We start from the raw sequence: 20,751 nt of genomic DNA, 5'->3' as shown, positions 1-20,751 counted from the left end.
AAAATAAAAATACAAAAAGATGAAAATAAATTTAGCAACATTAGCATTATTTACAGCTATTTTGCCAGCAACTGTCTCTGCGCAAAGTAATGATAAATTCTACTCAGGAGATAAGGCTAATCCTTTCACACAAGAGGATAAAAAATTTAATGATTGGGCTATTTCTGCCGGGGTTGGAGTTCCTTTGCTACAATCTGCAGACATGACCTCAATTAAAAACGGAAACGGTAAAAATTTGTTTGGTTATTCTGCTTATCTTAGTGTAGATAAAGCAATTACCCATGCATTTGGATTGAATCTTCAATATGAAATGGGAGAGACTAAGCAAGGTAATGTAAATCTTAAAAAAGACGCTGGTCTAGGAGCTAGAACTCAATATCAAGCTTTATCTCTTATCGGGGATATCAATTTTTCTAATTTATTAAGAAGATCAGATAACCGTTCTCCTTACAGATGGGCATTACATGGTTATGCAGGTGTAGGTACATTAGGATATAAAGCGTATAGACAAGACGAAGACCTTTTAAATCCTAGTAATAAACTTGGGGAAAATCTTATTACTGATGTTAAATTCCTGAAAAAACTTTCTCTATTTGGTCAAGCAGGTGCTGGGCTTAAATTTAATGTCAATAGAAGATTAGACATTGAAGGTAGAGTAATGTATGTAGTTACTGGGGATGATAACTTTGATGGTGGAAGTGGAAATGTATATGTCCTTAATCCTAGTCCTAATGTATCTTTAAACTCTAGAGAAGAACAATATTCTGATAATTTCTTTAATGCAAGTTTAGGTATTACTCTTAAATTAGGTAAACATGAGTCTCACTTAATGTGGCACGATCCATTGCAAGAAATTTACTATAGACTAGACGTATTAGAAAGTAAAAATGTAGATGTAGAAGTTTGCAAAAAAGGAGATACAGATAATGATGGTGTTTGTGATGATTGGGATAGACAACTAGATACTCCTGCAGGTGCTAGAGTAGATGGAGCTGGTGTAGCCCTAGACGCAGACTTAGATGGTGTAATAGATCTTAGAGACAAATGTGTAACTGTGCCAGGTCCTGTAGAAAATGATGGTTGTCCTATAGCTGTTGCTCCAGTAGCTCCAATTGACAATACCCAAGTAGCATCAGACATTCAAGCTGCACTTAAAGATTTGTTATTTAATCTTGGTAAAAGTACTGTAAGACCAGAATCTGTTTCTAAACTAGACCTTGCTGCTAATCTAATAAAATCTACAAATGGAGGTTCTTTCTTAATCATTGGGCATACTGATAAAAAAGGAAATGACGCTGCTAATTTGAGACTTTCTCAATTAAGAGCTGCAGAAGTAGTAAAAGAATTAGTGAAAAGAGGTGTAGCGCCTAGCCAATTGAAATCAAAAGGTGTTGGTGAAGCTGAAGCTACAGTTCCAGAATCTGCTTCTGATGCAGAAAGATTACAAGATAGAAAAGTTGAAGTAAAAGCATTAAACTAATTTTAGTTCAATAAATTTAATAAAATTCATTTCAAAAGCTGCGCTAGTCGTAGCTTTTTTTATGTGGTTTTTTGAAACAGATTTCTTATTTTTACCAAATGCAATCCTCTATTCAAATTTCTAAAATCATTACAGAAACCCTTCAAGATTTTTGGGGCTATGATTCTTTTAGAGATTCACAAGAAGATATTATTAATACTATCATTTCTGGTAAAGATACCATTGCTCTTTTGCCAACAGGTGGTGGTAAATCACTCTGTTATCAGCTGCCAGCATTAGTTCTAGAAGGAACTTGTTTGGTAATTTCGCCGCTCTTAGCTTTAATGAAAGACCAAGTTCAACAGTTGAAATCAAAAGGAATAGAAGCAGAATACCTTAGCTCTGAACTAGACGAAGCACAAGAAGAAGAAATCTACGGAAGATGCATAGAAGGTCTCACCAAATTGCTCTATGTTTCTCCTGAAAGATTACAAAATAAAAATTTTTTAGAAAGGATTGAGGAAATTTCCATTTCATTTATCGCAGTAGATGAGGCGCATTGTATTTCGGAATGGGGACAAGATTTCCGACCGAGTTATCAAAATATCAAAAATTTTAGAAATCAGTTTAAAAGCGTTCCTTGTCTGGCACTTACCGCTACAGCTACGCCGAAAGTGATTGATGACATCAAAGTCAAATTAGGCTTTAATCAGTATTTGATTTTTAAGAAAAGTTTTAAAAGAGATAATATCAGTATTTTTATCGATGAGGTTTCAGATAAATATCAATATATTTTTGATTTGTTAAAAAATACCAACTCATCGGGAATTATTTATGTGAGAACCAGAAAAGATGCAGAAGATTTATCTTACTTTTTACAAGGAAAAAAGTTACAAAATGTAGATTTTTTTCACGCAGGTTTATCAGTCAAAGAAAAGCATCAAAAACAAGAAAAATGGTTGAAAAGCAACCAAAATGTATTGATTTCTACCAATGCTTTCGGAATGGGGATTGATAAAGATAATGTACAATTTGTAATTCATTTTTCTCCTCCAGCTTCATTAGAAAATTATTATCAAGAAATTGGTAGAGCAGGTAGAAATGGAGAAAAGAGCTACGCTTTCTTACTTTGGAATGAACAAGAATTGCTGAATCTAGACCAAGTTTTTCAAAATCAAACGCCAAGTAAAAAAGAATTTCTGAGGACAATTTCTTATCTCTATTCTAAGTTTATGATTGGGGAAAACGAACTTCCAGAACAGATTTTTGAGTTGAGTATTTCGAAAATTCAGGAGTTTACCAAGATTTCTCAGGCAAAGATTAAGAATGTGCTCAATTTTATGCATAATCAAGAACTTATTTATCTCAACACTTCTAAAAATTTATCTACTCTTGAGCTTAAATTTGAAGTCTATGATTTAGAGAATTTACCCAAAAAAGAAAGTTATTTCATTGAACTTCTTTTAAGAAATATTGATGGATTGTCTTCTCATAAGGCACCTTTCAGCGAAGCTAATCTTTGCAAAAAACTTGGTGTAGAATCCAAAGAACTAAAAGCTAGACTTAGAGAAATTCATAAAAAAGGTTTTGTAGATTATTTAGATGGTAGTCTAGATAGCATTCGATTTTTGAAGCAAAGGGAAGACCGAACTTTCGAAGGGAAATGGTGGAATCTTTTCGAGCAAATTCAAAAAAACAAACTCCAGAAATGGGAAGAAATGAAATTCTATACTAGGAATAAGGATTTCTGTAAAATGAAACTTATCCTCACTTATTTTGGTGAAAAAAATGCTAAAAATTGTGGAAATTGCTATGTTTGTACCGAAAAAAATCCGACCAATAACCAACAAAGTTTAGAGAAACAAATCTTAGAAGCTTTAACCAAAAGAGCAGCTACCATAGATGAATTGGCGATTATGCTCCATTTCCATCAAAGAGAAGCTTTACAAGACCATCTTATCTTTTTACTAGAATTGGGGAAAATAAAGATGTTAGATTTTAGGACTTATACAATTAAATAGTATTCTAGAGTTCGTAGAACTTTTTCCAGTTTAGGGAAGCGAAAAGTTTGTAATAAAATAATCTGAATTTAAAAATGAGCTCCGTAGGAGCGAAAAAGTATAATGAAAAGTTTAAAAGTAGTTTTCTTCGGAACGCCAGATTTTGCTAAAGAAAGTTTAGCCGCAATTCATCAATCTAATCACCAAGTGGTAGGTGTGGTTACAGTAGCAGATAAACCTTCCGGAAGAGGTCAAAAACTGACAGAGTCTCCCGTAAAGAAATATGCAGAAGAAAATAATTTGACGGTTTTCCAACCAGAAAAATTAAGAAATCCTGAATTTTTAGAACAAATCAGAAATTTAGATGCTGATGTTTTTGTGGTTGTTGCTTTTAGAATGATGCCCAAAATTCTTTTTGAAATGCCTAAAATTGGGACTTTTAACCTTCACGCAAGTTTGTTACCTGATTATAGAGGCGCTGCTCCTATTAATTTTGCCATCATCAACGGAGAAGAAAAAACTGGAGCAACCACCTTTTTTATCAACGAAAAAATAGACGAAGGAAACATTCTTTTACAAGAAGAATTACCAATTTCATCAAACGAAAATGCTGGAAGTCTGCACGATAGATTAATGGAAATGGGTGCGAAACTAGTGGTGAAAACTTTAGACGGTTTAGCCGAAAATTCTATTACAGAACAACCTCAGCCACAAGTTGCAAACCCCAAAAATGCTTTTAAAATATTTAAAGAAGATACCCGTATTAATTGGAATCAAGAAACGCAGAAGATTCACAATTTCGTGAGAGGAATGTCGCCGTATCCTTGTGCTTTTACTTCTTTGAAAATCAGTGATGAGGTAAAAGGCTTAAAAATCTATGCAGGAAATTTTGAAATTTCTGAAAATAAAAAAGAAGCAGGAACTCTAGAAATTGGTAAAAATGTTTTTAAAATTTACACCAAAGACGGTTTTTATTGCCCAACAGAAGTTCAGCTTGAAGGTAAAAAGAGAATGAATGTGAAAGATTTCTTAAACGGATTTCACAGCTTCGAAAATATAGAAATAGCGTAGTTTTACGTTATTTTTTTTGATATCTATTGTCTTTCCAAGCGTTGGTTTGGTTTTCAGAATCAGAGATTAATTGTAGAAGTCTTTTCTGTTGAGTTGCTTCTTGTTTAGCACTCATTACCCAATGAATTGATGTTTTTTTATAAGATGGAGCAAGGTTTTCAAAATATTCCCAAGCAATGGAATTTGACTTAAATGTTTTTAAAAATTCTTCGGGAAGTTGCATTGCTTGCGTTTCGAAAGCATATATTTTTGATTTGTGTTCTTGTCTTTTCTCAAAAGCAGCAATTCCTGCGGGAAACATTAATTCTTTTTTGATGAGTTCTTCTATTTTTCTAATGTTGACAGCGCTCCAGATACTGTTTGGTTTTCTGGGCGTAAATCTTATTTGATAACTTTCTTCGTCAATAGATTTTCTTACACCGTCTATCCATCCGAAACACAATGCTTGGTCTACAGATTCACTCCAAGTCATGCTAGGTTTTTTAGTAGATACTTTGTAAAAACCAACCAAAATTTCAGCAGAAGACAAATGATTTTCTTTTAGCCATTTTCTGAAATTTTCTTTTGTTGGAAAAAATATTGGTTTCATAAATCTACTCTTTAAGTATAAATATAAAAAAAGCGTAGAGATTTACTACGCTATATTAAAAAAGGTAATTTAAATATTTTACAATTGTACCATTTCTGTAACTTCTACACCATAACCAGAGAGCACGGGCTTTTGGTTAGGGTTTTTAGTAATTACTCTAAATTTAGTAATACCAAGTTTTTTCAGAATTTGAGTTCCAATACCATATTCTACAAAATTGGCTGAAAGAGTAGGTCTGGCAACTTGTCCGTCTTGATAATTCAAAAACTGTTGAAGTTTTCTCATCGTAATTTCTGCATTAGAAACGTTATTGATGAAAATAAGAGCACCTTTGCCTTCTTGGTTAATCATGTTGGTAATGCGTTGTAGTTGAGGTTCCTCTCCATTAATCAATCTACTGAAAACATCAAAATACGCATTAGAAGACTGTACTCTTACCAAAACAGGTTCTTCGAATTCCCAACTTCCTTTGGTTAGCGCAAAGTGAATTTGGTCTGTGTGTTTTTCTTGAAAAGCGTGAAACTCAAATTCACCAAATTTAGTAGTAACCATTCTATGCTCGATTTCATTCACCAAATCTCCTTTTTTGAGTTGATAATTGATTAAATCTTCTATAGAAACAATTTTTAAATCTAATTTTTTAGCCAATTCTACTAATTCTGGTAATCTCGCCATAGTTCCGTCTTCATTCATAATTTCACAAATTACACCACCTTCTTTTAGTCCGGCTAATTTGGTTAAATCAATAGCGGCTTCGGTATGCCCAGCTCTTTTTAGTACACCTCCAGTTTTGGCTCTTAATGGGAAAATATGACCAGGGCGCATAAATGCTGTTGGTTTTGTGTTTTCATCCATTAATGCTAAGATGGTTTTGGCTCTATCACTTGCCGAAATTCCTGTAGAAACTCCTTCACCTAATAAATCTATAGAAACGGTGAAAGCAGTTTCTTTTGGGTCTGTACTTCTAGAAACCATCGCTTCTAAACCTAATTCATCACATCTTTTTTCGGGAAGTGGAGTACAGATAAGTCCTCTCCCGTGGATGGTCATAAAATTGATAATTTCAGGTGTGGTAAGTTCTGCAGCCGACAGAAAATCTCCTTCATTTTCGCGGTTTTCATCATCTACAACAATGATTACTTTACCGTTTTTGAGGTCTTCTATGGCTTCAGGAATTGTATTGAGTTTAATATCAGACATTTTACTTTTTATTTTTGCGCAAAGATAAAGGTTTATTTTGAGAAAATACCAATAAACACTCTATTCAAAAGCTATGCTGATGAAAGGGAAAATCTATAAAAAAATTAATTTAGTTTTGAAGTTTTTGTCCGTAGCTTAAATCTCCGGCATCTCCTAATCCTGGAGAAATATAACCTTTCGGGGTAAGGTCTGGGTCTATGGCTCCTACCCAAATTTTAGCTTTTGGGAAAGCGTTTTGAATGGTATCTACTCCGTGTTGACTGGCAATTACCGCTACAATATGCAATTGAGATGGTGTGCCGTGGTTTAATAAATCTTTTAATGCTTCTATCAAAGATGCGCCAGTTGCTAACATTGGGTCTGCTACGATTAATGGTCTTCCGTCTACATTAGGGCAAGTTAGATAATCTTGTTTTATAGAGAAATAATCATTGGCGTCGTGTTTTCTGTATGCTGCTACAAAACCACAATCTGCTTTATCAAAATAATTAAGGATGCCTTGAAAAAGAGGGACTCCGGCTCTCAAAATGGTTGTTAGAACAGGTTGTACAGCAATTTCTTTTACCACAATTTTATCTAGAGGTGTAGTAATTTCTATTTCTTTGTACTCTAAATCTTGAGAAATATGGTAAGCAGCAATTTCACCGATACGCTCCATATTTCTTCTGAAGTTATTTCTGTTGGTTTGAGTGTCAATGTTTCTTAGTTCGTTAATCCAAGAATTAACAAGAGAAAAATTTTGAGAGAGTTCTATGACCATTGGTAGTTATGTTAATGATACAAATTTATTGATATTTTTTGGAGGCTGAAAATATTTTTAAAAGCAGTTCTTTATAATACAAAAGCAACCAAAATTTTTCGGTTGCTTTTCTTTTAACTTAATATGAAAATTATAATGAATGTATTATTTGATATAAACATCTCCACCACTTCCTTTTTGGATTTTAGATTGCTCTAAATTTCCTTTTTTGTAAACCGTAACATCACCAGAAGAACTAGCATTTGCAGTAAGGCTTCTGCTCACAGAGGTTGTTACATTTCCGCTGCTAGAAGCAGATAAGTTTGCATTTTCTATCATTAATTCAGTCGCTTTTATGTCTCCAGAAGAGTTGGCGTCTAATGTCGCATTTTTAGCTTTTCCATAAATATTTACATCACCAGATGATGATGCATAAGCATTAAGGTTTACGGCCCAAATTTTACCAGAAAAATCTCCGCTACTGCTTACATCTATTTTAAAATCATTGGCTTCTAAATTGGAAGCATCTATAGAGCCCGAACTAGAAACATACACTTCTACTTTATCTTGGGTAAAGGTATCATTTACCTTAATATCTGCGCTTGAATTTGCACTTAATTGTGTGAAATCCTTAACATAGATTTTAGCTTTTACGTTTTTGGTAGAGATTCCATTACCATATCCTGAATTTACATAAACTTTCACTTTTCCTCCATTATTATCTACTTTCACAAATTCCATAATATCAGATGGCGCAGAAATTACAACTTTTTCAGTATCAGATTTTATCACTTCTGCATTAATGGAAGTAGAAACCTGAATTTGGTCTATATTACCCGTATAAGTTTTATCTGTGACTGGTCCTGTTCCTTCGTTACCTGAAAAAACATTCCATCCATCGTTGCCATTTTCCCCATTTTTACCAGGACTTACATATACACAAGAAGTCAGTACAACGCTCATTGCCAACATAGAAATAATAGATGTTTTCATAATTTCATTTTTTATAATTAGACGATTTGATTCTCAAAATGTTACAAAATTTAATATTAGAAATCGTGTTTGGGATTGTTTGAGGTGTTTTGAAAAATTTTCAAATTCCGACTTCCAACTTCCGACTTCCAACTTCCCACAAATTTCGTATCTTTATCCCATTATACTTACAACAACTGTACAATGAAAAATATTACATCTATTGTGTTGATTTCTACTTTAAGTTTCAACATTGCTTGTACCTCTATGAAAAATACAGAAACCCCAAAAGACCAGATTGTAGATGCTGCATTAGCCAACAATCCTTTTATGAAGAAGAGCTCACTGCAATATCAAGCTCCAGAATTTGATAAAATTAAAGATGAACATTTTAAGCCTGCTTTTGATTTTGGATTAAAGCAAAATCTTGCAGAAATTGAAAAAATTGCCAATAATACAGCAACTCCAACCTTCGAAAACACTGTGTTGGCACTAGAGAAAAGTGGAGAAGTTCTAAAAAGAGCTCAAATTGTATTCTACAATCTTACAGGTTCTAATACCAATCCTACTCTTCAAAAAATAGAAGAAGAATATGCACCTATTTTTGCTTCGCATTCAGATAAAATTTATCTTAATTCTAAAATTTTTAACAGAATCAAAGACATTAAAACAGAGGGATTAGATTCTGAAGACAAAAGATTAATTGAAGTTTACAAACAAAGATTTGAGTTGGCTGGTGCTAATCTTACAGATGCACAAAAAGAACAAATGAAAGCCATTAATGCAGAATTAGCAACGCTTTCTACCCAATTTACCAGCAAACTTCTGGAAGCTAGAAAAAAAGGAGCGGTTTTAATTAATGATGTAAAAGAATTAGACGGACTTTCTGCTGACGAAATTGCTGCGGCTGCTACCGATGCTAAAAATGCAGGGTAAGAAGGCAAATATCTTTTAACTTTATTAAATACCACTCAACAACCACTTTTGCAAAATCTTAAAAATAGAGCTACTAGAGAAAAACTTTTCAAAGCGTCTTGGTACAGAGCCGAAAAAGGTGACGAAAATGATACCAGAGCAATCCTAGAAAAAACGGCTAAACTAAAAATGGATAAGGCTCACTTGATGGGAAAATCTTCTTATGCAGAACTTAATCTGATGGATCAAATGGCAAAAAAACCAGAGAATGCTTTGAAACTTCTCTCTCAATTAGCCAATCCTGCTGTAGCACAAGCCAAAAAAGAATCAGATGATATCCAGAAATTAATAGACGAACAAAAAGGTGGTTTTTCGTTAGAACCTTGGGATTGGAATTTCTATGCAGAGCAAGTGAGAAAAGCAAAATATGACCTAGACGAAAACCAAATTAAGCCTTATTTTGAAGTTTCTACTGTTTTAGAAAAAGGCGTTTTCTTCGCAGCCGAAAAATTCTACGGAATTACCTTCAAAGAAAGAAAAGATTTGCCAGTCTATCATCCAGATGTAGTAGCGTATGAAGTTTTTGACAGAGACGGGAAATCCCTAGCCATTTATTATCTAGATTTCTACACCAGAGATAACAAAAACGGTGGCGCTTGGATGAGTAATTTTGTAGAACAATCTTTTACTACCAATACAAAACCTGTAATTGTAAACGTATTTAATTACCAAAAACCAGCCCCAGGAAAACCATCGCTTATTTCTTATGATGATGTTTCTACTATGTTCCATGAATTCGGACATACACTTCACGGACTTTTTGCCAACCAAAAATATGTAACCATTTCTGGAACTAATGTGCCAAGAGATTTCGTAGAATTCCCTTCTCAAATCAATGAATTTTTTGCTCTAGAACCAGCCGTTCTTAAAAATTATGCACTTCATTACGAGACCAAACAACCCATGCCAACTGCTTTGGTAGAAAAAATAAAAAAAGCTGCAACCTTCAACCAAGGTTATGCCACTACAGAGCTGGTTTCTGCGGCTACACTAGATATGGCTTGGCATTCTGTAACTTCTGAAAACCAATTTAAACCCACTTTAGAATTCGAGAAAGACGTTTTACAGAAATACGGATTTACGCTTCCGCAAGTCCCGCCTAGGTATCATTCGCCATACTTTGCACATATTTGGGGAGGTGGTTATTCAGCTGGCTATTACGCTTATATGTGGAGCGACATGCTGAATTCTGCAGCTTGGGATTGGATTAAAAACAATGGCGGAATGACCAGAGAAAACGGAGATCGATTTAGAAAATACATACTTTCTGTTGGAAATTCTGTAGATCTTAACCAAGCATTTCGAGACTTCACAGGAAAAGATCCAGAAATTACACCTCTTTTAAAGGACAAAGGATTTGTGAAATAGTAGAGACCGAAGTTAGGAGACGGAAGTCTGAATATTTAAACCACTGAATTTTTTTTCGGTGGTTTTTTTGTTTTATTGATTTCAATCAATTTTTTTGAAAATTGTAAGGACTAAATTTGTTTAAAATTTTACGCCATGAGAAATATATTTTTAATTACAATTTTATCTGTTATGACAAGTTGTTACAGTTATAAACAAGCAACTGTTGATTTTAAAAATTTTGAAAAGAATAATAATTATAAGATTATTCATAATAACACAGAAAAAGAAATAAAAGTTTTAAGTATTGAAAATGACAGCATTAAAGTTAGATATTATGATTATAATATTGATATGCAAACTAAAAAACATACAGAAAAAATATCTATTAAAGACATTCAAAATGTAAAGACTCAAAAACTTTCATTACTAAAAATTTCAGGATTAACAGTAGCAACATTAGTTACAGCAGGTTATATTTATTACAATTGTTGTTTCGAATTGAATTTAAGATAAAACTATTCATTTCATACAAATTTTTATTGCCCGAAAACTTAAAATATTTAGATTTGTGAAATGAATAAAACTCAATTTCACTTATATCTTTTTACAAAAATCCCAATTTCTTGGTTGGCTGGTGTTCGTTTGAAACAATTAAACGATGATATTTGCATAACCAAAGTAAAATTTGGTTGGCTCAATCAAAATCCTTTTAAGTCTATGTTTTGGGCAGTTCAAGGAATGGCGGCAGAATTTTCCACAGGATTTCTTTGTGCTGAAAAAATTAGAAAATCTGGTAAAAAAATCTCAATGCTCGTCGTAAAAAATGAAGCCGAATTTACCAAAAAAGCAGTCGGAAGAATTACTTTTTCTTGCAATCAAGGCAAAGAATTAGACGCTATTTTGCAAAAAGCGATAGAAACTGGAGCAGGACAAACATTAACGATGTTTTCTGAAGGCAAAGACGAAAAAGGTGACGTGGTTTCTAAATTTGCATTTACTTGGAGTTTTAAAACGAAAAATTAAAGAATATCTCGCTGATAAAGCAGATTTAGCAGATAAAATCAGCATAATCAGCCAAATCTGCGAGAAAAAATCATCAAAATCACTTATAAAAGCGGAGTGGTTTATTATTTTTCATTATTTTAGTTTTCTAAAACTAAAAACCATTTTCATGCTTTTGGATTTACTTTTCCCGAATCGTTGTCTGCATTGCAATTCTATTATTTCTAAAGACGAATTGGTGTGCGAAATTTGTGTTCCTCAAATTAAATTTTCACACTATAATTTCTACGAAGAAAATCCTTTGAAAAACCGTTGTAAATTGCTTTTTCCTGTAGAAAATGCTTTTGCGCTGATGGAATTTGAACAAGAAGGACTCAGTAGAAAAATTATTCATCAACTCAAATATCATTCTCAAGAAAAAGTTGGGAAAATTCTAGCTGATTGGACCGCTGAAAGATTACAATTTTCCGAAGAAAAACCCGATATTTTGGTAACTGTTCCGCTTCATCCTAAAAAATTAAAGAAAAGAGGTTATAACCAATTGCATCTTTATGCAAATACACTTTCTAAACATTGGAATATTCCTCATCATCAAAAATTTTTGAAAAGAAATTCCTATCAAAAAGCACAAGCCAGAAAAGATAAACTTCACAGATTAGAAACCAAATATGATTTTTCCGTCACAGAAAACCTCCACGGAAAACACTTTTTGTTAATAGATGATGTTTTTACCACAGGAAATACGATGAATACCATCGTTTGGGAAATTCTAAAAAATCCTAGCAATAAAATAAGCATTTTGGTAATGGCGATTGATGTTTAGATTATTTTAAATAATATTCACCTCTCTTTCTAATTCAATTCCGTATTTTTCTTTTACCGCATCAATAATCATTGTTGAGAAATCATAAATTTCTTTTCCTGTTGCGTTGCCAGTTGCGTTGATAATTACTAAAGCTTGTAATTTATGAGAAGCTACATTCACGATTTGTTTACCTTTCCAACCAGCGTTTTCTATGAGCCAACCCGCAGGAACTTTCACAAAATCTCCATTGGCATAACCTTGAATCTCAGGAAATTTTTGTTTTAAATTTTCAAATTGTTCTAAAGTAATAGTTGGATTTTTGAAAAAACTTCCAGCATTGCCAATTTCCGCTGGATTTGGTAATTTACTTTGTCTGATATTGATTACCGCTTTTGCAACATCTTGAATCGTAGGATTTTCTATTCCTAAATTTTTCAATTCTGTAGAAATAGCGCCGTATTCAGTTTTGATGTGATGATTTTTGGTAGTTAATTTAAAGGTAACTTCCAAAATAATGTATTTTCCTTTGGCAGAAGTTTTAAAAATAGAATCTCTATATCCAAATTTACATTGCTCTAAATCAATGGTTTCCACTTTGAGAGTTTCGGTGTTTAAAGCTTTGCAAGAAATAAAATGGTCTTTAATTTCGGTGCCGTAAGCTCCAATGTTTTGAATCGGGCAAGTTCCTACATTTCCTGGAATTAGCGAAAGATTTTCTAAACCACCGTAATTTTTTGAAATGGCAAATTGCACAAATTCGTGCCAGTTTTCACCAGCTTTTGCGGTGACTAAAACGTGGTTTTCATCTAAAATTTTTTCTGAAATGCCTTTTAAATTGAGTTTAATTACCAATCCATCAAAATCTTTGGTAAAAAGTACATTACTTCCTCCACCAAGAACTAAAATAGGCGAATAAGAGAATTGTAGCGTTTCCTTAAGTTCCTCTACGGAATTTACTTCTGCGAAATATTTGGCTTTGGCTTCTACACCAAATGTATTGTATTTTTTTAAAGAAAAATTTTCTTGAATTTTCATTGATGAGATTCGTGTTTCTAAGTGCAATTTATTTTTACAAATTTACGGAAAAATTCCCCTCTTTTAGAGGGGTGGCAAAAATTTGGAGAATTTTTGACGGGGTGTAATCATTAATTAACCTTAAAATTTCTGAAAAACATCATTCTTCTTAATAGGACTGCATCCTATCCTTTATTAAATCGCCACTTCGCGGCTCAATACATTTTTTTTAAACTTTACCAATTCATTCTTTTTTTAAGCGAAGTAATATGCGCTAAATGATGATTGCAATGCCAAGCATAAATGGCAATATTGGTTTGCAAAGTAAATTCTTTGTTATGTTCAGGATGAATAAATGTTTTTTGTAAATCTTCATCAGAAAGGGATTTTAAAAGTGCAGTCCATCTTTTGTGTGTTCCATCTAACATCTGTAAAGAAGCTTCGATTGGAAAGTTTCTCGAGTCTATTAATTCTGCAAATCTGTCTTCAAAATAAGGTTTTATGGTGGGTTTTTCTTCGGTTAAAGCCAATTTGAAACGCAAAATACTATTGATATGACTGTCCGCACAATGATGCACAACTTGTCTCACTGTCCAACCATTTTCTCTGTAAGGTGTATCTAGTTGATTGTCTGTGAGATTTATAACTTCTCTTCTTAAATTTTCTGAAAAATTTTCAATAACTGAAATGCAATTTTCTAAAAATTCTGGAGTAAAGTTTTCTGGGTTTTTGAATCTTCCGATAGGATATTTTAGTTGTTCTAATTCTTGTTCGTTCATTGTAAGTTTTTCTCAAAATTAAAATAAAAAAACGAACCGAAGTTCGTTTTCAAAAATTTATTTATTGTATTCTTCTAAAGCTATTTTCAGCAATTCTACACTTCGTTTTAAGTCTTCGGATTTTAAAACATAAGCTATTCTAACTTGCTTTTTGCCGAGTTCTGGTTGAGAATAAAATCCTGAAGCTGGCGCTACCATTACGGTTTCGCCGTTATGAGAAAAGCTTTCGAGCATCCATTGCGCGAAATCATCGGCATCTTCTACAGGAAGTTCGGCTACACAATAGAAAGCTCCTTTTGGTTTTGGGCATTTCACACCCGGAATTTCATTCAATAATTCTACCAAAAGATTTCTGCGTTTGGTGTATTCTTCACGAACAGAATTAATGTATTCCGCATCATCGTTATGAGCTGCTGTTGCTAAAATTTGTCCGATAAGAACAGGTGAAAGCCGGGCTTGCGCAAACAACATTGCCGCATTATGAAGCGATTGAGAACGAGTTACTAAAAAACCAATTCTAACCCCGCACATAGAATATCTTTTTGATTCTGAGTCGATGATGATACAATTTTCTTTTAGTTCTGGGAATTCTAACATCGAAACTTGCTTTTCTCCATCGTAAACATATTCTCTGTAAACTTCATCAGAAATAATCACAATATCGTGTTTAAGAGCAATTTCGGCTAATTTTTGTAATTCTTCTCTGGTGTAAAGATAGCCAGTAGGATTTCCCGGATTACAAATTAAGATTGCTTTGGTTTTTTCGGTGATTTTTTTCTCAAATTCTTCAATTTTTGGCAAGGCAAAACCTGTGTCAATAGAAGAAGGTATCGCCACTACTTTTACACCGATTGCATTGGTAAAACCATTATAATTGGCATAATACGGTTCTGGAATGATGACTTCGTCTCCGCTGTCACAAACTACAGAAAGTGCGAAGTTCAACGCTTCTGAACCACCATTGGTAACGATGAAATTATTAGTAGTTAAATCTGTAAAACCAATAGAATGATAGTATTTTTCTAGTTGTTTTCTGTAGTCTAAATTACCTTCAGAAAGAGCGTATTCTAGAACTTTTAAGTCGATATTCTTAAGCGCATTTAGTGCCGTTTTTGGAGTTTCAATATCAGGTTGCCCGATATTTAAGTGGTAAACTTTGGTACCTTTAGCTTTCGCAGCCAATGCATAAGGAACTAATTTTCTGATGGGCGAAGCAGGCATATTTACTGCTCTGTTTGATATTTTAGGCATAAAATTGAGGATTTGTACAAAAATAACATTATTTCGGGAATTTAAAGAATATAAGATTTTGCAATTTTTTGGGATAGATTTTATACTTTTACGTAAAATGAATTTTGTGAAGAAAATTTGGATTTTAATATTGATTTCAATGCTTTTTTATAGTTGCAAAACATTGAAATATAACAACATAAAAAATGGTGATTTGGTTTTTGTAACGGCTCAAAAAGAGAATTTATCAGGTGCCATTAATCGTGTAACTCAAAAAAATGCCTCTGACAACTATGATCATATTGGCATTATAGAAAAGAATAAAAATACCATTTTTGTACTTCACGCTGCTCCAAAAGGTGGTTCGCAAAAAGAAAGTCTCCAAAGTTTTATCAAAACCCAATCTGAAGGAAATGCAGAAATTTATCTTTACAGACTAAAACCTGAATTTCAATATTCAATTCCAGAAGCTATTAAGAAAGCTAATTCTCTGTTAGGAAAGCCTTATAATTTCAATTATATCCTCAATGATGAATCTTTGTATTGCTCAGATTTTATCGAAAGAATTTTTAGAAATAATCATATCTTTGAATTAAAGCCGATGACTTTCATTAATCCTAAAACGGGAAAGACAGATGATTTTTGGTTGAAATTTTATCAAGAAAAAAACTTAGAAGTACCTGAAGGAAAAATGGGATGTAATCCTAATGGATTGGCTGGTTCTGAGAAGTTATTAAAAATAAGAAAATTGAATTAAGTGTAATCTAAGATTTACAATTACAACTAAGTTAAACCTTTCAAATTACAACAATATGACGAGTAATGCAAAAACTGTAGAAGAATACATTGCAGAACTTCCCGAAGATAGAAGAGAAGCATTAGAAAATTTGAGAAAAATTATTTCAGAAAATTTACCAAAAGGTTTTGAAGAACAAATGAGCTACGGAATGATTGGGTATGTAATTCCGCATTCTATTTACCCGAAAGGTTACCATTGTACGCCCGAATTGCCTTTGCCTTTTTTGAGTTTGGCTTCGCAGAAAAATTCTATCAATATTTATCATATGGGAATTTATGCTGATGAAAATCTATTGAATTGGTTTGTAACAGAATTTCCGAAATACTCTAAAAAGAAATTGGATATGGGGAAATCTTGTATGAGATTTAAAAAGCCAGAAGATATTCCGTATCAATTAATTGGTGAATTGGCGAGTAAAATCACTCCAGAACAATGGATTGAAAGGTACGAAAGTGCTTTTTTGAAGAAATAGTGTTTTAGGCGAAATCTTTTTCGCAGCCTGACCTGAGTGGAGCTCTTTTTGCTAATTTTGTGATGGGAAAAGCTTTGGCAAATTGGCAAAAAAAGCGGGAACACAAACGAAGTAAATGCAAAGCTTTTGCTGAAGATTGCCCACGAAGTGGAGCGGAAATAGCTGTCCAAAAAATTCTAATTTGTGATAAAAAAAACGCAACTCGTAAAAAGTTGCGTTTCTGTATTTTATAACTGGATTCTCTCAATATCAGCACCGAGAGCTTTCAGTCTTCCGTCTATATTTTCGTAACCACGGTCTATTTGTTCGATGTTATGAATTATGGATTTTCCTTCGGCGGAAAGTGCGGCAATCAGAAGGGCATTTCCTGCTCTGATGTCTGGCGAAGTCATATTAGTGCCACGTAAAGGATATTCGTGATTAAGACCAACAACTGTTGCTCTGTGAGGATCACAAAGAATAATTTGCGCTCCCATATCAATTAATTTATCAACGAAAAATAACCTAGATTCAAACATTTTTTGGTGAATAAGCACGGTGCCTTTCGCTTGAGTTGCCACTACCAAAACAATGGAGAGCAAGTCTGGCGTAAATCCTGGCCAAGGTGCGTCTGAAACGGTAAGAATAGAACCGTCTATAAATTTCTGAATTTTATAATGTTCTTGTGCAGGAATATAAATATCATCACCACTTTGTTCTAATTGAATTCCCAATTTTCTGAACGTATTAGGAATTACACCTAATTGATTCCAATTTACATTTTTGATGGTCATTTCGGATTTTGTCATAGCTGCAAGACCAATCCAAGAGCCAATTTCTACCATATCTGGAAGCATAGTGTGCTCGGTTCCGTGGAGATGAGAAACTCCTTCGATGGTTAATAAATTAGAACCAATACCCGAAATATTAGCACCCATTCTGTTGAGCATTTTACACAATTGTTGCAAATAAGGTTCGCAAGCAGCGTTGTAAATTCTGGTTTTTCCTTTGGCTAAAACAGCTGCCATTACTACGTTTGCTGTACCTGTAACTGATGCTTCTTCTAGAAGAATAAATTTACCTGTTAATTCGTTAGCTTTTAGAGAATAGAAATATTCTTCTTCGTCATAATGAAATTCTGCGCCTAACTCTATAAAACCCTGAAAGTGAGTGTCTAACCTTCTTCTTCCGATTTTATCACCACCTGGTGTTGGCATATATGCTTCGCCAAATCTGGCTAACATAGGCCCTAGAAGCATAATAGAACCTCTAAGTCTGGCACCATCTTTTTTAAATTCTTTGGATTTTATGTAATCAAAATTTACATTATCGGCTTTGAAGGTGTAGTCTCCGTGAGCGTTTTCGGTGATTTTAACCCCGAAATCTCCCAAGATTTCTATCAAACGATTAACGTCGTGAATATCTGGGATGTTTTTAATCCTAACTTCTTCGCCAGTGAGCAAAACTGCACACAAAATCTGGAGTGCTTCATTTTTTGCACCTTGAGGTTTTATTTCGCCGTGTAATTGTTTTCCGCCTCTAATTTGAAATGCTTCGCTCATTATCTTTTTCTGTTTTTGTTGTGGTTGTTATATCGCTTTTTAGAATTGTTTTTTTGGTTTTGGTTTTTATTTTTATTGTTAGAATGATAAATTCTGCTTTTTTCTAAAGAATCAATTCCGGTAAGGTCTAGTCTGTTTTCTGAAAGTTCTTTTAAATGGCGGAAGATTACCTCATCTTGTACGTGTTCTTTATTATACACATTATAAGATTTTTTCATATTGTTGGCAATCACTTCTATAAGTGCTTCTTTTTCATCTCCCTCTTCTAGTTCTATTGCTTTTTCAATTAACTGTAGAATACTTTTTCCATAGAATTTATAATCACCTTGAAGTTTAGGATACTCCATTTTTTTAGGCTTTTGTGCTAATTCTTCTCTAGTAGGAAAAGGATAGGGAGCATCTACATCTAACTCATAATTTGCTAAAATATATAAATGATCCCAAAGTTTATGTTTATAGTTTTCTTCGTCTCTAAGGTGTGGATTTCTCTGCCCCATAAATTCTACAATTGCCAATGCCATTTCGTTGCGTTCTTCTTTAGAAACAAGACTTTTGCAATGTTCTACCAATTGTTGAATATGTCTGCCATATTCTGGCATCAGGAGTTGGTTTCTTTCTGTATTGTATTCCATAGTTGCAAAGATAATGATTAGAAATTTAGAAGCGAAAGATAATTATTTTTTGTTGAGAATTCTTTGTAATAAATATAGTTTTAATATCGATGAAATTCTAAAATAGACTACTCTACGAATTTTTTTCGCTGTTCAGGTGTAGGAATTATACACGTCTGTTCCATCAATTTTTTTCTATTTTTAGCAATTAAATCATAACCTAAATTTCTAATGAATTTCGGGAAAATTTTTGAAATATTCGCAAAATAATAAATTCCTCCGATGGTGTTTGCTATTTTCAGGATAGCATCTAATTTGGTGAGATAGAAAGCATTTGGCTTCCAAAGATAAATGGTGTCAAAATCATCGGATTTAAGACTTCTTTCTTTTAAAAAATTTTGTCCAAAGTCACTTTGCAGAGCCGCGAAAAGATATTGGTCTTCTTTATCATTTTCTAGAATCCATTGTACCCAAAAATTGCAGAAACCGCAGTCTCCGTCATAAAAAACGTAATATTTATTTTTGTCTATCAAGGTTATTTTTGTTTTTGTTTTAGTTCTTCTTCAGAAATACTATTTTGCATCATTGTAATGTCTTTCATAGTAAGAAGGTAGGTTACCAATAATTCTTTTTGTTCTTGGCTGAGTTTGGCTTCTTTATGCATCAAGAGGTAAGATTCTAGAGGCATTTCACCTTCTTTAACTTCTTTGGCTGCTTTATTTAATTTTTTAGCTTGTCTCAGAGGTTCATAAGTTGCAAAAGTAGAAAAATTAAGTTCACGTCTTCCTTCGTCTATATGGTCTTTTAGGAGCCAACCAAATGGCTGTACATTAGCATACCAAGGATATACGGTTTCGTTTGAGTGACAATCATAGCAAGCACTTTTAATCATTTTCGATAGATTCTCTGGTGTTTTTTTGATGGTCAAAAAATCCATGTCTTTATCTACTGGAGGATTAGTCTTATCTATTCTAAAAAATTGAAGAATAATGAATGCAGCTAAAAGAACTTTTAAGAAATTTTTCATTGTTATTATTTTACGAAGTGAAGTTACAAAATTTATCATTTTAAAATAAAAAATCCGATTCAAAAAGAAGAATCGGATTAAAAATATTTAAATTTATAAGAATTTAAGGCTGTCTCCAGTATGTCCAAACAGTACCATTATAAACGGCGAGCAGCTTCTTGCTAGGGTCATAAACCATCATTCCAGGCGCTGGATTCTTGATGTTACTAGCAGGGTCTGTTACCAAAGGGGGAATCATCGCTTTGTCTGTATCTGCCAAAACTAGAATTCCGGGGGTAGAATCTGTTGTAGGATTGCCTCCAATCATCGTCTTAGCATCTGCTTTTTCTGGAAATGAAGCATTGGTTTGTAAAGCATTATTAATGGCCACATTACCTCCTGTTGCTGGTTTTTCTATATTATGAACACTAAGGTCAAACCATGTTCCGTTGTTTCTGCTTATTTTCACCTTTCGGTCAGCCACATCCAAAATGAAAGCCCCTCCTTTTGCATTAGCGGTTGGTGACAAAGAAACTCCAGCAGCAGTGGTAGCCCAAGGCAGAATAATTCCTTTATTGCCTGTTCCAAATTCTAAGGAAATACTGGTGCTGTTACTAGTGATACTAGATTTGCCAATGGCTACCTGAGCAAAAGATAAAGAAGCCATCATTACACTGAGTATAGAGAAATATTTCGTTTTCATTATTTTTTCTTTTAAATGAGTGTTAATTTTCATCTGGACAAGATTGATTATTGAAACATTTCCAACCGCTTCTTGTGCCATCTACATTTATTTTAAGACAATCGTTGGTGGTGTCATAAAACATCATTCCTGCAATTGGAGAAGTAATTACTGCTGTACCAGAACCATCTACAGGTTCGCCAGCGTTTCCTCCAGTGGTACTTGCTGGCATTCTGTTAATCACAAAACCTTTGGTGCTTGCTTCCAAAGCTGTCCATCCGCTTTGTCTTACCATTGGCCAGTTTTGGTTATCTGCACCCGCTCTATTAAAGGCAGTAATACCATGTTGGGTAGGGTAAGTATTGCTATCTGTAGAGGGCAGTTTGTAACATTTACAAGAATTGAGGGTATTATCCAGAGAATCGCCTATTCCTTGTCCTACATCTGCTGTACCA

20 protein-coding genes and 2 pseudogenes are annotated in these 20,751 nt (G+C 33.5%); 9 read left to right on the top strand and 13 right to left on the bottom strand.

All coding sequences use genetic code 11. The features are described 5' to 3' along the window. The first annotated feature begins 19 nt into the window (after nt 1-19). The 3 genes from IEW40_RS09205 (at nt 20) to fmt (ending at nt 4,530) form a co-directional block, all read left to right on the top strand. Nucleotides 20-1,480, top strand: a complete 1,461-nt coding sequence (locus tag IEW40_RS09205; protein WP_188617790.1) for an OmpA family protein — start codon at nt 20-22, stop codon at nt 1,478-1,480. A gap of 98 nt (nt 1,481-1,578) precedes the next feature. Further along, complete coding sequence (locus tag IEW40_RS09200; RefSeq protein WP_188617789.1) at nt 1,579-3,480, top strand: RecQ family ATP-dependent DNA helicase; 1,902 nt, start codon at nt 1,579-1,581, stop codon at nt 3,478-3,480. 102 nt (nt 3,481-3,582) lie between these two features. Continuing rightward, nucleotides 3,583-4,530 carry a methionyl-tRNA formyltransferase gene (gene fmt, locus IEW40_RS09195; RefSeq protein ID WP_188617788.1) on the top strand — a complete coding sequence of 316 codons (948 nt, stop codon included), beginning with the start codon at nt 3,583-3,585 and terminating at the stop codon, nt 4,528-4,530. Between the two features lie 7 nt (nt 4,531-4,537). On the opposite strand, the gene IEW40_RS09190 is transcribed toward fmt, so the two are convergent. The 4 genes from IEW40_RS09190 to IEW40_RS09175 form a co-directional block, all read right to left on the bottom strand. Then, nucleotides 4,538-5,119, bottom strand: coding sequence for a YdeI/OmpD-associated family protein (locus tag IEW40_RS09190; RefSeq protein ID WP_188617787.1), 582 nt, complete (start codon nt 5,117-5,119; stop codon nt 4,538-4,540). 78 nt (nt 5,120-5,197) lie between these two features. Further along, the gene (gene ribB, locus IEW40_RS09185; RefSeq protein ID WP_188617786.1) at nt 5,198-6,319 is read right to left on the bottom strand and encodes a 3,4-dihydroxy-2-butanone-4-phosphate synthase; all 1,122 of its coding nucleotides are present in this window, start codon (nt 6,317-6,319) and stop codon (nt 5,198-5,200) included. A 109-nt stretch (nt 6,320-6,428) separates the two neighbouring features. Then, a complete protein-coding gene (upp, locus tag IEW40_RS09180) occupies nt 6,429-7,079 on the bottom strand; it encodes a uracil phosphoribosyltransferase (protein ID WP_188617785.1) in 651 nt (216 codons plus the stop codon). Between the two features lie 144 nt (nt 7,080-7,223). Then, nucleotides 7,224-8,051, bottom strand: coding sequence for a head GIN domain-containing protein (locus IEW40_RS09175; protein WP_188617784.1), 828 nt, complete (start codon nt 8,049-8,051; stop codon nt 7,224-7,226). A 183-nt stretch (nt 8,052-8,234) separates the two neighbouring features. On the opposite strand from IEW40_RS09175, the pseudogene IEW40_RS09170 reads away from it, so the two are divergent. The 4 genes and pseudogenes from IEW40_RS09170 to IEW40_RS09155 all read left to right on the top strand — a co-directional run bounded on the left by IEW40_RS09170 (nt 8,235) and on the right by IEW40_RS09155 (nt 12,180). Next, nucleotides 8,235-10,373 (top strand): annotated as a pseudogene (locus tag IEW40_RS09170) (M3 family metallopeptidase). A 135-nt stretch (nt 10,374-10,508) separates the two neighbouring features. Then, nucleotides 10,509-10,868 (top strand): hypothetical protein, encoded by a 360-nt coding sequence (locus IEW40_RS09165; RefSeq protein ID WP_188617783.1) that lies wholly within the window; start codon nt 10,509-10,511, stop codon nt 10,866-10,868. Nucleotides 10,869-10,928: 60 nt separating this feature from the next. Next, the gene (locus IEW40_RS09160) at nt 10,929-11,378 is read left to right on the top strand and encodes a DUF4442 domain-containing protein (RefSeq protein WP_188617782.1); all 450 of its coding nucleotides are present in this window, start codon (nt 10,929-10,931) and stop codon (nt 11,376-11,378) included. After that, complete coding sequence (locus tag IEW40_RS09155) at nt 11,326-12,180, top strand: ComF family protein (RefSeq protein ID WP_308421299.1); 855 nt, start codon at nt 11,326-11,328, stop codon at nt 12,178-12,180. Before IEW40_RS09160 ends, IEW40_RS09155 begins: the two co-directional genes overlap by 53 nt. A 6-nt stretch (nt 12,181-12,186) precedes the next feature. On the opposite strand, the gene murB is transcribed toward IEW40_RS09155, so the two are convergent. The 3 genes from murB to IEW40_RS09140 form a co-directional block, all read right to left on the bottom strand. Then, the gene (gene murB / locus IEW40_RS09150; RefSeq protein ID WP_188617781.1) at nt 12,187-13,197 is read right to left on the bottom strand and encodes a UDP-N-acetylmuramate dehydrogenase; all 1,011 of its coding nucleotides are present in this window, start codon (nt 13,195-13,197) and stop codon (nt 12,187-12,189) included. 215 nt (nt 13,198-13,412) lie between these two features. Beyond that, entirely contained in the window at nt 13,413-13,955 is a 543-nt protein-coding gene (locus IEW40_RS09145; RefSeq protein WP_188617780.1) for a YfiT family bacillithiol transferase, read from the bottom strand. Nucleotides 13,956-14,012: 57 nt separating this feature from the next. Beyond that, nucleotides 14,013-15,206 (bottom strand): pyridoxal phosphate-dependent aminotransferase, encoded by a 1,194-nt coding sequence (locus IEW40_RS09140; protein WP_188617779.1) that lies wholly within the window; start codon nt 15,204-15,206, stop codon nt 14,013-14,015. Nucleotides 15,207-15,369: 163 nt separating this feature from the next. Here IEW40_RS09140 and IEW40_RS09135 point away from each other — a divergent pair, with 163 nt between their 5' ends. Together IEW40_RS09135 and IEW40_RS09130 are read left to right on the top strand one after the other, a co-directional pair. Further along, nucleotides 15,370-15,942, top strand: a complete 573-nt coding sequence (locus IEW40_RS09135) for a YiiX/YebB-like N1pC/P60 family cysteine hydrolase (protein ID WP_229663417.1) — start codon at nt 15,370-15,372, stop codon at nt 15,940-15,942. 55 nt (nt 15,943-15,997) lie between these two features. Then, a complete protein-coding gene (locus IEW40_RS09130; RefSeq protein WP_188617777.1) occupies nt 15,998-16,456 on the top strand; it encodes a DUF1801 domain-containing protein in 459 nt (152 codons plus the stop codon). A gap of 227 nt (nt 16,457-16,683) precedes the next feature. On the opposite strand, the gene murA is transcribed toward IEW40_RS09130, so the two are convergent. The 6 genes and pseudogenes from murA to IEW40_RS14110 form a co-directional block, all read right to left on the bottom strand. Beyond that, complete coding sequence (gene murA / locus IEW40_RS09125; protein ID WP_188617776.1) at nt 16,684-17,997, bottom strand: UDP-N-acetylglucosamine 1-carboxyvinyltransferase; 1,314 nt, start codon at nt 17,995-17,997, stop codon at nt 16,684-16,686. Beyond that, on the bottom strand, nt 17,997-18,629 hold the full coding sequence (locus tag IEW40_RS09120) for a DUF4290 domain-containing protein (protein ID WP_188617775.1): 633 nt from the start codon (nt 18,627-18,629) through the stop codon (nt 17,997-17,999). The genes murA and IEW40_RS09120 overlap by 1 nt, the downstream gene beginning before the upstream one ends. A gap of 107 nt (nt 18,630-18,736) precedes the next feature. Beyond that, nucleotides 18,737-19,141, bottom strand: coding sequence for a thiol-disulfide oxidoreductase DCC family protein (locus IEW40_RS09115; RefSeq protein WP_188617774.1), 405 nt, complete (start codon nt 19,139-19,141; stop codon nt 18,737-18,739). 2 nt (nt 19,142-19,143) lie between these two features. Beyond that, nucleotides 19,144-19,635, bottom strand: a complete 492-nt coding sequence (locus tag IEW40_RS09110; RefSeq protein ID WP_188617773.1) for a heme-binding domain-containing protein — start codon at nt 19,633-19,635, stop codon at nt 19,144-19,146. Between the two features lie 103 nt (nt 19,636-19,738). Further along, nucleotides 19,739-20,317 carry a phage tail-like protein gene (locus tag IEW40_RS09105; RefSeq protein WP_188617772.1) on the bottom strand — a complete coding sequence of 193 codons (579 nt, stop codon included), beginning with the start codon at nt 20,315-20,317 and terminating at the stop codon, nt 19,739-19,741. A 22-nt stretch (nt 20,318-20,339) separates the two neighbouring features. Further along, nucleotides 20,340-20,751: pseudogene (locus IEW40_RS14110) on the bottom strand (hypothetical protein); the annotation flags it as partial.

This window comes from Cloacibacterium rupense, assembly GCF_014645495.1.
Taxonomy (GTDB): domain Bacteria; phylum Bacteroidota; class Bacteroidia; order Flavobacteriales; family Weeksellaceae; genus Cloacibacterium; species Cloacibacterium rupense.
Note: the sequence above shows the minus strand (reverse complement) of the source record. Positions and strands in the feature narration are given on the sequence as shown.